Source organism: Bradyrhizobium sp. JR3.5, assembly GCF_054057015.1.
On sequence record NZ_JBSRYV010000002.1, the window covers coordinates 437,833 to 451,074 of the forward strand.

A 13,242-nucleotide genomic window follows, 5' to 3' on the forward strand; every position below is an offset into this window, starting at 1 on the left:
CGGTCGACAACATTCGGCTCGATCACAAACGCCATTTCCATCATCCCTGTTGAATCTCACGGCCTCGCCCCGGGTCCTTTAGCACCCCGCGGATCGCATGCCCGTGCTGGTCTGCCGCTCGCGGACCGCGTCAAATGAACGCTGCCTCCGAACGTCATCCGCGACGCCATACGTCGTCGTGCGCTGACGCGGCACACGGCCTGCCGAAATGATGATCGATTCGAGCGCCTGCGGCGTCATTTCCTGGCCGTGCGAGGCGCCGGCCGACCGCGAGATGCTCTCATCCATCAGCGTACCGCCGAGGTCGTTGACACCGGCCGAAAGGCAGTGCCGCAGCCCCTCTGGTCCCATCTTGACCCAGGACGCCTGGATATTGGTGATGTGCGGGTTGAGCACGAGGCGCGACACCGCATGCATCAGGACCGCCTCGCGGAATGTCGGGCCCGGTCGTGCCCGGCCCTTGAGATAGACCGGCGCTTCCATGTGAACGAACGGCAGCGGCACGAGTTCGGTAAATCCGCCGGTCTCCGCCTGCAAGCGCCGCAGCCGGAGCAGATGCCGCGCCCAATGGTCGTACCGCTCGATATGGCCGAACATGATGGTGGCCGTCGATCGGAGCCCGATCGAGTGCGCCGTGCGCATGACGTCGAGCCACTGCTGGGTCCTGATCTTGTCGGCGCAGAGCGTCTCGCGCACCTCGTCGTCGAGGATCTCGGCGGCCGTTCCGGGCAGGGTGCCCAAGCCGGCCGCTTTCAGCTCCTGCAAGAATTCGGCAACCGAAATGCCAAGCGTGTGCGCGCCTTGATGGATCTCGAGCGGCGAGAACGCATGGAGGTGCATGGACGGGACGGCGCCCTTCACGGCCCGACAAACATCCAGGTACTTCTGCCCCGTATAGGAAGGATGGATGCCGCCCTGCATGCACACCTCGGAGGCGCCGCGGTCCCAGGCCTCGGTGACCCGCTGCGCGACTTCGGACATTTCGAGGTCGTAAGGACGCCCGCGCAGATTCTCGCTCATCTTGCCCTTCGAGAAGGCGCAGAACTGGCATTTGAAGGAACAGATGTTGGTGTAGTTGATATTGCGGCATACGACGTAGGACACCACGTCGCCGTTGACGCTGATCCGCAATTCGTCGGCCGCCTGGCAAATGCTGGTAAAGTCGCGCTCGTGAGCGCGGAACAGCCTGACGATCTCGCCCTCCGAAAGCTCATCGCCGCGCTGGGCCCTGGCAATGACCGATGTGACCTCGCTGCCGTGCGCGCTGCGCGGCACGGATTTCAACCATCCGAGCTCGCGCGATGGAAGCCCGCCGATGTGCCCTGGATGCCAGTCGTCGCTGCGCGGAAATCCGTCCCCATCGATGCGATCGAGGACCGACTTCAGCAGCTTGTTGTCGAGCCAGCGCGAGGGATAGCGCGCGAAGCTCGGATAGATCGGCAGCCGCTTCTCGAGCCGCTTGCCGGTTGACCGCGTTGCAGCCTCCAGCAGCCGCAGATGCGGCCACGGTGCTTCGGGATTGACGTGGTCCGGCGTGACCGGCGAAACGCCGCCCCAATCGTTGATCCCTGCCGCAACGACGCGCCCCAAGGCGGCCGGACTGAGGTTCGGCGGCGCCTGAATGTTCATCTCCGGCTCGAATATCAGGCGGGCGATAGCAATGGTCCAGAGATGATCGTCCACGGATGGCGCCGGCGCATCGGCCATGCGCGTCCCAACCTTTGGCCGGAAGTTCTGGACGATGATCTCCTGCAGATGCCCATGCGCATCGTTCAGGTCCCGCAGCGCGAGCAATGCATCGATCCGTTCGGCCCTGGTCTCCCCGATGCCGATCAGGATTCCGGATGTGAAGGGAATGGCCTGCTCACCGGCAGTCTTGATTGTCTGAAGCCTGACGGCAGGCACCTTGTCCGGCGATCCGAAGTGGGGGCCGCCCTTCGCGCAAAGCCGATCGGACGCGGACTCCAGCATGATCCCCTGCGAGACCGATACCTTGCGCAGCATGGCAAGATCGAGCTCGCTCATGATCCCGGGATTGACGTGAGGCAGCAGGCCAGTTTGCTCGAACACGGTCCCGGCGACTTCGGCGAGATACGACAGCGAGGATTCGTGGCCGAGCCTTGTCAGCTCCTCACGCGCGACGCGGTAGCGAAGCTCCGGCTTGTCGCCGAGCGTAAACAGCGCCTCGTGACAGCCGGCCTCCTTGCCAGCCTTCGCGATCGCGACCGCTTCCTCGACCGAGAGATACGGCTTGACGTTCGAACGCGGCGCGTGAGCGAACGTGCAGTAGTGACAGACATCGCGGCAAAGCTGGGTGAGCGGGATGAACACCTTGGGCGAATAGGTGATGACATCGCCGTGCGCGGCATCCCTTCGGTTGGCGGCGGCCATTAGGAGCTCATCCATGTCAGCAAGATCTATGAGCTCGTAGGCTTCGCTTCGGGACAGGCGGCGGTCGAACGGGAGATTCAAGACGGACGTCATCAGAACAGCCTCACGGGAACGGGATGGTCGTCGATGCCGAAGCGCACGGCAATTTTAAGCTCATCAAGAAACGAACCTGTCGTTCCGAGGTTTTGCGACGAGATCAGATACGGACCAAAATCGATTGGGCAGTCGATGTCCTTGCCGATGCCATGGGACTTGAACACGCTGCAGCTCAGTTGTCGCTGCCGCGCCAGAGCGCGGTGCGCGCGGAAACTGTCTTCGCCAAATCGAGGCTCCAGCATGTCGGGCGACCGCATCGCCAGAGCATTTGTGCCGCCGTCGTAAAGTGCGGGTACGAGCACGATCGGCGTGTGGTCCAGTAACCGGATGACGTGTTCGAAGTCCTCCGGACGGGCGAACGGAATATCGGCGGGGACGACAAGAACCCGCCGCCCGAACGGTTGGAACGCATCGAGGCCACGCTGCACCGCGGCATTGACGCCGGTCTCGACCTCATCAAAGATCATGGCCGCGCCGTAGCGCTTGGCGATCGCAAAAGCTTCCGGATCAGCGCTCACCACGGCGATGCCGGCCAACGAGCGCGTATCCCGCAGGTTTCCGAGAACATCGCACAACATGGCTTGCGCCAGCTGTGTGCGCTCGGTCGCCACCAGGATGTCGCCCAGCCTGCTCTTTGCTTGACTGAACCGTTTGACAGGCACCAGGGCCCAGGTTTCCGAATCGTCCATCGCTTCGCTCAGCCGTTGAGTCGATCAAGAAATCGGAGACACTCGCGTGCCAGCTCAACGCGCTCATCCTTCGAGCGCATGATCGTGTTCGTCGCATGCACGGGAATGCCGACCGCATCGGCGTCAGCCTGGTCCTCGCGATCCATCACCAGACCATCGAGGAAGCCATAGTGCCTCACGATCGAGACGCAATTTGTCGCGACGCCGAGCTCGTTCATGATCTTCGCGGTCGGTCCCTTGATGGCGCGGCCGCCGACGAGCGGCGAGATTGCAACGATGGGAGCCTTCGCCGCGTCCAAGGCTGCCCGGATACCGGTTACAGCCAGGATCGGATCGATGCTGAGATACGGGTTCGACGGACAGACAATGATGGCATCCGCGGCGCCGATGGCCCGCAATGCGGCGCTGGTCGCCGTTCCACCGCTGGGGCTCTGGAATTCGATCTTCCTCACCTCGGGTCGCGCCTGCAGCTCGACGAAATAGCGTTGCGAAACGCGAGCTTCTGATCGGCCGTCACGACGATCGTCGCAAACGGATCGTCGGTCATCGGCAGGATGCTCGCCTCAATGCCGAGATGCGATGCAATCCTGCCCGTGAAATCGGTCAAGGTCACGCCGGCGCTCAGCGCGCGCGAGCGCAGGACGTGCATGGCAAGATCGCGGTCTCCCAAACGAAACCATGTCTCGCCCTTCAGGCCGCCGAGCGCCTCCATGAAATTCCAGCTTTCGCCGGCTCGCCCCCAGCCACGCTCTTCGTCGGCAAGCTCGCCCAGCGTATAAACGACCGTGTCGATGTCCGGCGAGATCGTGAGACCGAGATGCTCGAAGTCGTCGCCTGTGTTGACGATGACGGCGAGCTTGGCGCCCAGCAGGCGATTGAGGCCATAGGCAAGCTTGGCGCCCCCGACCCCGCCGCAAAGCGCAACAACGTTGAGGTCAGCGCCACTCATCGGAACATGTCCTGGCTCTTGGGTCGCGCGAGCGCAGCCGCGGGTAAAACCGGTCCATCAAGCGTAAGGCCACGGACGAGAATGATCGGCATCCCCTCGCCCGCCTGCCCCATCAGGAGCGACGTCGCGCCGGCGATCTCATCGGCGATGGCGACCTCGGTGACGCGCATCGCCCGGCCGAACATGTCGGGGACGCCGATTTGGCTCAACAGCGAGGGAATGCCGGCGGCGCCGATCGCCACGCCGACGACACCATTGCGCCAGGGACGGCCAAAACTGTCGTTGATGATGATTCCAAGATTGAGGTCGCCGGCGGCGTCCAGCGCGACCTTCAGCCTCTGCGCGGATCCGTCGGGATCTTTGGGCAGCAGCAGGACGCGCTCCTCGCCTTCACGGTGCTCGATGTTCGATTGATCGATGCCGGCGTTGGCCATGACGAAGCCGAGCCGGTGCGCGGCGATGACGACGTTCGGCCGCGTCTTGACGACTTCGGAGGATTCGCGCAGCACGACCTCGAGGAAGCGCGGATCCTTACCGACCGTCGCCGCGAGTTCGAGCGCCGCCGGGGAAGGCTCGACGTCGCTCAGCCGAACGTACCGCCCTTCCGATTTCGAGACGATTTTCTGCGCAATGACGAGGATGTCGCCCCGCTGCAGCTCGAGAGACATCCCGGCCAGGCTTTGCCCGATGAGCGCGGCAAGATCCTCGCCCGGCTCAACGCGCCGAATGTCCTGCAGGGCGATGTATTCGACTCGCGTCCCCACAGGCATGGATCAGGTACCCGGGCTAGCGGACAGGCCGGTGATGCGGATGCCGGCGCCGGGCACCTTGTAGCGCCGATTGATCCCGATCAGCACGGATGTCAGCGCCTCAGCCGCCGCCGAGTTCGCCAGCACGCCGCCGTCGATGCCGGCGGATGCAACTTCGTTGGCGAGCCCGATGACGACGTCGCGCGCCGCCTTGTCGTCGCCAAAGACCAGAACGTCGCAATCCGCCCGGCTGCCCTGGTGCAGCTTGGTTGCACCCACATTGTGGAAGGCGGAGACGACCCGCACGCCGGGTCCGAGCAATTGCTGCGCGATCTGCGCGGCCGAACCTGCCGGCGGAAGCTGGACGACCGACACTTTCGGCGGCACCAGCGGGACCGCGGCATCCACGACGATCTTGCCCTGGACCACGTCCTTGACTTCGTTCAGCGTCGCGTCATGGCTCGCGAACGGCACCGCAACGACCACGATGTCGGCAGCCCGGGCGGCGGCGGAATTGTCGTCGCCCGCAACGTCGCCGGTCATGGTCTGGGCCGCGCTCCTGGCCTTCTCCGCGGAGCGTGAACCGAGAATGACTTTGTAACCGGCCGCAAGCCAGCATTTCGCGAGACCGGATCCCAAGTCTCCGGTTCCTCCAAGGATGGCAATCGTTGGTTTCGTGTTCATGTCTCGGTGGCCTTTCCGGGATTAGTCGAGGGGCATTTCGGTGAGCGGCACGAGCTTGACCCCGGCCTTCTCGAGGCCTTCCCGCACTGCACGGGCCGTGGCGACGCCGGTGGGCTCGTCGCCATGGACGCACAGCGAGTGGACCTTGCATTTGATCTTCTTGCCGTTGCGGGAGGTGATGGTGTTGTTCAACACCATGTCGAGCACCTGCCGGGTGGCGACCGCCGCATCCTTGATGACCGAGCCTGCGATCTTGCGCGATGTCAGATTGCCGTCGTCATCGTACTGGCGATCGCAGAAGCCTTCGATCGCGACGGGAAGTCCGAGCTTGCGGCCGGCCTTCTCCATCTCGGACCCCGCAAGAGCCACATAGATGATGCGCGGATCGACGGCCTTGATGGCGCGGCCGATGGCGAGCGCGTATTCGGCGTCTTCGGCGGCCATGTTGTTGAGCGCGCCGTGCGGCTTGAGGTGGGTGACCCGCTCGCCTTCGTAGGCCGCCATCGCCTGCAGCGCGCCAATCTGGTAGGCGACCATGTATTCGAGGTCGTCGGGGCGCATATCGATGCGCCGGCGTCCGAAACCCCAGAGATCGTTGAAACCGGGATGGGCACCGATCGTGACGCCGAGGCGCTTGGCTTCGCGCACGACGTTGCGCATCACCCGCGGGTCACCGGCGTGAAAGCCGCAGGCGATATTGGCCGATCCGATGATCTTGAGGATTCCGGCATCGTCACCGACGTCGTAGGCGCCGAACCCTTCGGCCATGTCGGCGTTCAAGTTGATCGATATGGTCATCCGTCACCTCGTCTGCTTGAGCTATAATGTCCTATCGTTAGTAAGACAATTCCTTTTGGCACACAATTTTTCCCGTTTTCCGAAGACCATTCTAGAGCGACGACAGCAGGCGGCCGTCTCACGAGATCCGTATTGAACCATCATCCCAATGATAGTATGTATCTCCAATCCTGGCAAGCTACGCTGCCCGATGACAACGCGTTCGATCAGCGGCGGCGGCTCCCACCAAACAACTCATCGCGAAGGCCGGTTCGAATGTTCCTGTCGAATACAAGTTCATCTCACGACCAACCGCTCGACCCGGCGGATGCCGCCACGCTGGCGCGTGAAGAAGCGAGCGAAGTCGAGCGCTTTCTCGCCTTCCGACCGAACCACGCGGAAACGCCGCTGCGATCGCTGCCGGCGCTCGCCCGCGAATTCGAGGTGAAGTCCATCCATATCAAGGACGAATCGCATCGGCTCGGCCTCGGCAGCTTCAAGGCTCTGGGCGGATCCTACGCCGTCGTCAGGCTACTGCTGGAGCATGCCGGCAACAAGCTGGGCCGCGCGGTGGATATCAGCGAGATCGGGACGCCAGCGATACGCGAGATCGCGCGCAGCCTGACGGTCGGATGCGCCACCGATGGAAATCATGGGCGATCGGTCGCGGCCGGCGCGCAGATGGTCGGAGCCAAGGCGGTCATCTTCGTGCATTCCGGGGTCACGGATGAGCGCGTGCAGGCAATTGCCCGCTTCGGCGCGGAAATCGTGCGGGTGCCCGGCACCTACGACGACTCCGTCGCGGTCGCCGACAAGGTCTGCCAGGACAATCATTGGATCGTCGTCTCTGATACGTCCTGGCCCGGCTATGAGCGCATCCCCGGACTGGTCATGCAGGGTTATACGGCGATGCTGAACGAGATCCTCCGGCAGCAGCCGGAGGCGCCCACTCACGTCTTTATCCAGGCCGGCGTCGGCGGCCTCGCCGCCGCGGTCGCGGGTTACTTTGATGTCGTCTTTGGCAAGAGCCGGCCGACATTCGTGGTCGTCGAACCCGAACGGGCTGCGTGCCTCTATCAAAGCGCCATCGCGGGCGCGCCGATCAAGATCGCCCATGGCGAGCCGACGATCATGGCGATGCTGGAATGCTACGAGCCTTCTCTGGTTGCCTGGCGCATCCTGTCGCGGAAGGCGGACGCATTCATGATGGTCGGCGAAGAGGATGCCGCGGCAGCGATGCGCCGCCTCGCGCATCCGACGGGCGATGATCCAGCCATTGTGGCCGGCGAAAGTGGCGCAGCTGGATTGGCCGGCCTTTGGCGCGCCGCCAAGAGCAGCGCCGTGCGTGAATCGCTGGGCCTGAACCAGGCATCGCGCGTGCTGCTGATCAACACCGAAGGTGCGACCGACCAACAGCGCTACACGGAAATCGTGGGCGCTTCGCCGGCCAGCATCCTCGCCTAGAGCATCTTCGGTTCTGATTACATCAGAACCGAAGCTCTAGATTCTTGTTTTGACGCGTTTTCTTCACGCGAACCGGTGGCCACTTCGCTCGAAAACGCTCCAGCGCGGCCTCGGAGCGGGCCTTGCGCCCGCTCGTTCGTCAGGCCTTCGTTCGCTTCTTCGATTTTTCGAGAAGGTCGGAACGGAGCGCGAAGCAACTACGATGATAGTGGATATTGGCGACGTAGACGGCGATGTCGTTGCTGTCGACCAGCACCAGGCGACAATCGGCCGTTGGTTCGCCGAGGCCGATCTTGAGCAGTTCAGCCGTTTCGGGATCGGCCACGCCGATCGTCACGACCTGATGAGCATGGGCGAGCGTTATGTCGTCCATCTCCATGATCTTCGTCAGCGCGGCCGTATGGGTGAAGCGCTTGCGATCCTTGAGGTAGAGGTTGCGCGCCAGATGGAGGTTGACGACCGAAAACGGCTCGTCCTCGTTGTATTGCACGCTTCTGAGAAACGCGTAGCTGGCGGCGGGCCGGCCTTCATGCGCGGCGAGCCGGGGCGGATCCGCATTTTCCTCGACATAAACGCGCTTGAGGACGTTGTTCCTGACGGAATCGACCATCGACTCGAAATCGTTGGCCAGGTTCAGCCAGTGACGATTCCTGGGTCTTCCGGACACGAACGTCCCGCGTCCCTGCTGCGCGTCGAGGAGCCCCTCGTTCCGCAACATCTCGATCGCCTGCCGGATCGTAACGCGCGCGACGCCGAATTCGGTTTCGAGCTCCTCGATGGTCGAGATCTTGTCGCCCTCTTGCCATCGCCCGGACTCGACCCGTTGGCGCATGACCGATGCAACCTGCACGTAGAGGGGGACCCGACTGCGCTCGTAATTTGGGACTACCTTATTCATGATAGTAAGATAGTCCATTTCATCGCCAAAGGCGAGTTTTTATCGCCGAACAACTAGGATCGTCGCAAGAGCCATCGAAGCGCTCGTCTCACATAATCCAACGCCATCGATCGCATGAGCGCGCCGGCGTCGAATTCCCTGACCATGGCCGGCTCGCCCTCGCCTCCACCCGATCGATGGGAGAGCCGCGTCTCGAGGTTCTGGACAAAGACAGCGATGATTCGTCCGGCCACATCCTGGATCAAGCCGGAGCGGCTGAACTGCGCCAGTGCCCCGGTCAAGGTGAAGCCAATGCTGAGATCGACCCTGGTTTGGTTCTCCACGTCACCCGGCTTGACGGCATAGCCGATCAAACCGCGGGTTGACGAGTTACTGCGCTTGTCCTTGCCTGCACCGACAATCGTGCCCGTGCGGCTCGCATCATCGCGCGTCACATCGGCGATGCCTTGAAATTCGGCAGAGATCGGCCCGACCTTGATCTTGATCTGACCGTCGACGTGACCGTCGACCGGCTCTCCGGCCAGCGATGCACCCGGCAGGCAGGCCGCGACCGCGCCGATATCGGAGAAGAAATTCCAGACGTCATCGACCGGATGCCCGACGGTGAAGCTCTGCGTGAACGTCGTTTGCGGCTTCCAGCTCGTATCCCTGAGCGAGGTCGCCGCCGCTGCCGGAGCTTCCGCCTTTATCGCCGTTGGTGCGGCGGTTGTCTTGGGCCGAGCAGCAGCCGCGGTCACCGCGGTCGCATTGCCCGAGCCCGAAGGCCCAAGACGCGTCCGGTTGCCGTTGGGAATCGCCGCGATCCCTCGCCCCCTGCGGTCCGCGATCACACCCTGGATGGCGCGGACGATGCCGACATAGCCGGTGCAGCGACAAAGGTTTCCGCTCATCGCCACGCGAATATCGCGCTCGCTGGGGTCCTGCATGCGCAGCACGACATCGCGCGCCGACACAACCATCCCCGGCGTGCAATAGCCGCATTGCAGGCCGTGCTCCCTCGTGAAGGCCGCGCGCAGCTCGCGCGTGATCTCGTCGTCGTCGAGCCCCTCGATCGTCGTGACTTCGGCCTGCTGGCAAGCCAGCGCGAAGGTGATGCAGGAGCGCGTGGGCACACCATCGACAAGCAGGGTGCATGCGCCGCAGACGCCGTGCTCGCAGCCCAGATGGGTGCCGGTCAGATTGAGCTTCTCGCGGAGAAAGTCCGCAAGATGCGTCCGCGGCTGGATCTCCGCGCTGACGGCGCTCCCGTTGACGTTGAGGTTGCAGGTGCTCATTGCGGCCGTGCCTGCTCGATCGCGCGGCGCAGCGCGACGACATGGGTTTGCTTGTCCAGGGGATCGACCATCCCTGCCTTCTCCAGAATCTCGTCGACGGCCCCGCCGTCGAAACTGTCGCTCGGACGCGGCGCGCGGCCGTCGCCGATCACATTGCTTGCCTTGGCAATGACGATCGGACGGCTCTCCGTCGCGCCGATCACCGCACGGCTGATGCCGCGATCGGGGTCGGTCATGAAGGCGCCGATCGCGTGGGCAAATTCGCCCGTCTTGCGGCAGCTCTTGTAATAGCCCCAGCGCGCCGATTTGCTCATTCGCGGCACCATGACGCGAACGAGAACTTCGCCAGGACGCAGGTCGGCCTCGAGAGCGCCGACCATGTAGTCCTCAACAGCCACGGTCCGCTCTCCGGCCGGGCCGCGCAGCACGACTTTTGCCCCAACCGCGGCGAGGATCGAGTGCCAGTCGGCTGACGGATCGGCATGCGTCAAGCTTCCGCCGATCGTGCCGCGATTGCGCACCGCGCGATAAGCGATGCCGTTGGCCACGGTCGGCAACGCACCGCGCGTGACGTCGGTGACGCGGAGGTCCTCGATATCGGCATGCGTGACGCAAGCCCCGATCGAGATTTCGTCCGCGCCGTCACTGAAACAGCGGAGCTCTTCGATTCCAGTGAGGTCGACGATCAGATCGGGCGAGCTGCACGAGCCTGAGATTCAACATCGGCCCGAGCGACTGGCTCCCGGCCATCATCTTGACGGTTCTGCTGTCGTCCGCGATGAGCCTGATCACCGCGTCGACCGCATCGGGGCGCGCATAGTCGAAATTGACAGGTTTCACGCCGGCAACCTTTCCGCCAGTTCGGGCGCCTTCTCCTTGCGGCCCTCGGCTGCGGCCCGAATGGCCTCGAGAACACGCCGCGGCGTCATCGGCGTGTGCAAGACCTGCGCACCGAGAGGCCGCAATGCGTCATTGACCGCATTGCCGATTGCTCCGGGAGGCGCAATGGCGCCGCCCTCGCCGATGCCTTTGACACCGAACTCCGTATACGGCGCCAACGTCTCCATGTGGCCAAGCTTGGGCGCGGGCACCTCGGTCGGGCCCGGCAGCAGATAGTCGGCAAAGGTCGACGCGAGGGGCTGCCCCGACGTGTCAAAGTTCATTTCTTCATACATTGCGGTGCCGATGCCTTGCGCCAGCCCGCCATAGATTTGCCCATCGACAACCATGGGGTTGATCAGCTGGCCGCCATCTTCGACGACCACGTAGTCGATCAGTTCGATATCGCCCAACTCCGGATCGACGGCGACCACCGCGATATGGGTCGCGTAACTGAACGTGCCGGAATCACGCGCGGGCTTGTAGCCGATGGTGACCTCCAGGCCCCTCGGATCGACAGTTGCCGGCAGATCCTGTGGCCGGCGATACCAGGTGTGCGCGATTTCATCGATCTTCACGCTGTTCGACGGACCAACCACCGCGCCGTTCTCGAGCTTGACGTTCTCGACTTCGGTCTGCAGCAGATGCGCGCCGATGCCCTTGATGAGCTTGGCGAGTTCACGCGATGCCGTCGCAACCGCGCCACCGGACATCACCGCGCAGCGCGACCCCCAGCTGCCCGTCGAGTAAGGCGTGTACTCGGTGTCGCCGTGAACCAGCTTGATGCGCGCGATGTCGATGCCAAGGATCTCGCGCGCGACCTGCGGAAGCGTAGTCTCCATGCTCTGACCGTGCGAATGCGCGCCGATGCGCAGCTCGAGGCCGCCGTCCGGGGTCATGCGGGCGGTCGCCTGTTCGTGCCCCGGAACCATCGGGATGCCCCAGCCTGCGTAGACCGACGTGCCGTGGGCGCCCTGCTCGCAATAGACTGAAAGGCCGACCCCGATCAACCGACCGTCCGGCTCGCCCTTCTTTTGGCGTGCGCGGAGGCCCGCCAGATCGATCTTTGCCAGAGCCTGCCGCAGCGATTCCGGATAATTCCCGCTGTCGAAATGCTTCTTGGTGATGTTGTCGAACGGCATCTGTTCCGGCCGCACCAGGTTCTTGAGCCTCACCTCGTAGGGCTCAAGACCGCATTCGTGTGCGATCGCGTCCATCATCAGTTCGATCGCGTAGCACACGCCGGTGCGGGCAACGCCGCGGTAGGGCAGAATCGGGCACTTGTTGGTCGACACCGACCAGGTGCGGCAGCGATAGGATGGGAAATCGTACGGCCCGGGCAGAATGCTGGCGATCTGCGCAGCCTCCAGGCATGCCGAGAACGGATACGACGAATAGGCGCCGGAATCGACCGAGGCCTCGCACTCGACACCGCGCAACTTCCCGTCGCGATCGGCATAGACGGTGATGTTATAATGATGCTCGCGGCAATTCGCGCCCGCCGTCAAATGCTCGCGACGATCCTCGATCCAACGCACGGGATAGCCGCAGCGCATGGCGAGCCAACCCAGACAAACATCCTCCGTCAGGACGATACCCTTGTAGCCGAAGCCGCCGCCGACATCGGGCGAGACGATGCGGATCTTCAGCTGCTCGAGATTGAGGCATTCCGACAGGCCATTGCGCACGATGTGCGGTTGCTGATTGCCGGTATAGAGGACGAGCTGGTCCATCCGCTTGTGCCAGACCGCAACCGTGCCGCGGCCTTCCATCGGCGCCATGCTCTGCCGCGCGGTCGATATCTCGCGCGTGATCTTGATCGGAGCGTCGTAGGCCGCTTCCATGTTGATGTCGACAAACGTCTCGAGGAAGACGTTGTCACCCCACTCTTCGTGCACCAGGGCCGAGCCCGGACGCCGCGCCAGCAGCATGTCGTGCACGGCCGGCAATTCCTCGAAATCAACTTCGACCGCAGCCGCAATGTCCTCGGCTTCCGCGCGGGTATCAGCGACGCACATCGCGATCAATTCGCCGACCTGACGGACCTTCTCGAACGCGAGGATCGGCTGATCGGAAGGCTTGAAGCCCGGCAGTCCGGACACAGCGCGAATGGGACGCGTATCGGCCGCGATATCCGACGCAATGAAGACGTTGCTGCGGAGGTGCGGCGGGATACGGATATCCTTGATCCGCGCATGTGCAAGCGGACTACGGACGAACGCAACGTCGCGCATGCCGGGCAAGCGAATATCGCCGACATATTCGCCTCGTCCACGCAGAAAGCGATCATCTTCCTTTCGGGGAACGGAAGCTCCAACGCCTTGCTTTGCCACTCCGTCTCCCCTCTTGTCGTCCGTGTCCGGAGCGATCGACGGCTCGAACATCAAATTCA

General features: G+C 63.4%; 11 protein-coding genes and 1 pseudogene. 1 reads left to right on the plus strand and 11 read right to left on the minus strand.

Features of this window, described 5'->3' with window-relative positions; translation table 11 throughout:
- Positions 1 to 78: 78 nt before the first annotated feature.
- From cofH to ACVWW1_RS18675, 7 genes are read right to left on the minus strand one after another with little or no spacing between them, the layout of a single operon-like run.
- Positions 79 to 2,484 (minus strand): 5-amino-6-(D-ribitylamino)uracil--L-tyrosine 4-hydroxyphenyl transferase CofH, encoded by a 2,406-nt coding sequence (gene cofH / locus ACVWW1_RS18645; protein ID WP_456656972.1) that lies wholly within the window; start codon positions 2,482 to 2,484, stop codon positions 79 to 81.
- The gene (gene cofC / locus ACVWW1_RS18650; protein WP_456656973.1) at positions 2,484 to 3,176 is read right to left on the minus strand and encodes a 2-phospho-L-lactate guanylyltransferase; all 693 of its coding nucleotides are present in this window, start codon (positions 3,174 to 3,176) and stop codon (positions 2,484 to 2,486) included. Before cofC ends, cofH begins: the two co-directional genes overlap by 1 nt.
- Positions 3,177 to 3,184: 8 nt before the next feature.
- Entirely contained in the window at positions 3,185 to 3,628 is a 444-nt protein-coding gene (locus ACVWW1_RS18655) for a 2-phospho-L-lactate transferase CofD family protein (protein WP_456656974.1), read from the minus strand.
- Positions 3,625 to 4,125: a 2-phospho-L-lactate transferase CofD family protein gene (locus ACVWW1_RS18660; protein WP_456656975.1), complete on the minus strand. Its 501-nt coding sequence runs from the start codon at positions 4,123 to 4,125 to the stop codon at positions 3,625 to 3,627. The genes ACVWW1_RS18655 and ACVWW1_RS18660 overlap by 4 nt, the downstream gene beginning before the upstream one ends.
- Positions 4,122 to 4,895, minus strand: coding sequence for a coenzyme F420-0:L-glutamate ligase (gene cofE, locus ACVWW1_RS18665; RefSeq protein ID WP_456656976.1), 774 nt, complete (start codon positions 4,893 to 4,895; stop codon positions 4,122 to 4,124). Before cofE ends, ACVWW1_RS18660 begins: the two co-directional genes overlap by 4 nt.
- Positions 4,896 to 4,898: 3 nt before the next feature.
- Positions 4,899 to 5,558, minus strand: coding sequence for an NADPH-dependent F420 reductase (npdG, locus tag ACVWW1_RS18670; protein WP_456656977.1), 660 nt, complete (start codon positions 5,556 to 5,558; stop codon positions 4,899 to 4,901).
- A gap of 21 nt (positions 5,559 to 5,579) precedes the next feature.
- Positions 5,580 to 6,356 (minus strand): LamB/YcsF family protein, encoded by a 777-nt coding sequence (locus ACVWW1_RS18675; RefSeq protein ID WP_173638209.1) that lies wholly within the window; start codon positions 6,354 to 6,356, stop codon positions 5,580 to 5,582.
- A gap of 255 nt (positions 6,357 to 6,611) precedes the next feature.
- On the opposite strand from ACVWW1_RS18675, the gene ACVWW1_RS18680 reads away from it, so the two are divergent.
- Complete coding sequence (locus ACVWW1_RS18680) at positions 6,612 to 7,799, plus strand: diaminopropionate ammonia-lyase (RefSeq protein ID WP_456656978.1); 1,188 nt, start codon at positions 6,612 to 6,614, stop codon at positions 7,797 to 7,799.
- Positions 7,800 to 7,938: 139 nt separating this feature from the next.
- Here ACVWW1_RS18680 and ACVWW1_RS18685 read toward each other — a convergent pair whose 3' ends face one another.
- From ACVWW1_RS18685 to ACVWW1_RS18700, 4 genes and pseudogenes are all read right to left on the minus strand, one after another.
- Positions 7,939 to 8,697: a GntR family transcriptional regulator gene (locus tag ACVWW1_RS18685; protein ID WP_176529633.1), complete on the minus strand. Its 759-nt coding sequence runs from the start codon at positions 8,695 to 8,697 to the stop codon at positions 7,939 to 7,941.
- A 53-nt stretch (positions 8,698 to 8,750) separates the two neighbouring features.
- Complete coding sequence (locus ACVWW1_RS18690) at positions 8,751 to 9,971, minus strand: xanthine dehydrogenase family Fe-S subunit (protein WP_456656979.1); 1,221 nt, start codon at positions 9,969 to 9,971, stop codon at positions 8,751 to 8,753.
- A pseudogene (locus tag ACVWW1_RS18695) lies at positions 9,968 to 10,811 on the minus strand (FAD binding domain-containing protein). Before ACVWW1_RS18695 ends, ACVWW1_RS18690 begins: the two are co-directional and overlap by 4 nt.
- Entirely contained in the window at positions 10,808 to 13,234 is a 2,427-nt protein-coding gene (locus ACVWW1_RS18700) for a xanthine dehydrogenase family protein molybdopterin-binding subunit (RefSeq protein ID WP_456660608.1), read from the minus strand. Before ACVWW1_RS18700 ends, ACVWW1_RS18695 begins: the two are co-directional and overlap by 4 nt.
- Between the last annotated feature and the right edge of the window lie 8 nt (positions 13,235 to 13,242).

Excerpts from the sequence above, each read along its gene's own strand:
- cofC (WP_456656973.1), bottom strand. The coding sequence starts at position 3,176 with ATGGACGATTCGGAAACCTGGGCCCTGGTGCCTGTCAAACGGTTCAGT.
- ACVWW1_RS18680 (WP_456656978.1), top strand. The coding sequence starts at position 6,612 with ATGTTCCTGTCGAATACAAGTTCATCTCACGACCAACCGCTCGACCCG.
- cofH (WP_456656972.1), bottom strand. The coding sequence starts at position 2,484 with ATGACGTCCGTCTTGAATCTCCCGTTCGACCGCCGCCTGTCCCGAAGC.
- npdG (WP_456656977.1), bottom strand. The coding sequence starts at position 5,558 with ATGAACACGAAACCAACGATTGCCATCCTTGGAGGAACCGGAGACTTG.
- ACVWW1_RS18660 (WP_456656975.1), bottom strand. The coding sequence starts at position 4,125 with ATGAGTGGCGCTGACCTCAACGTTGTTGCGCTTTGCGGCGGGGTCGGG.
- ACVWW1_RS18675 (WP_173638209.1), bottom strand. The coding sequence starts at position 6,356 with ATGACCATATCGATCAACTTGAACGCCGACATGGCCGAAGGGTTCGGC.
- cofE (WP_456656976.1), bottom strand. The coding sequence starts at position 4,895 with ATGCCTGTGGGGACGCGAGTCGAATACATCGCCCTGCAGGACATTCGG.
- ACVWW1_RS18700 (WP_456660608.1), bottom strand. The coding sequence starts at position 13,234 with ATGTTCGAGCCGTCGATCGCTCCGGACACGGACGACAAGAGGGGAGAC.
- ACVWW1_RS18685 (WP_176529633.1), bottom strand. The coding sequence starts at position 8,697 with ATGAATAAGGTAGTCCCAAATTACGAGCGCAGTCGGGTCCCCCTCTAC.
- ACVWW1_RS18690 (WP_456656979.1), bottom strand. The coding sequence starts at position 9,971 with ATGAGCACCTGCAACCTCAACGTCAACGGGAGCGCCGTCAGCGCGGAG.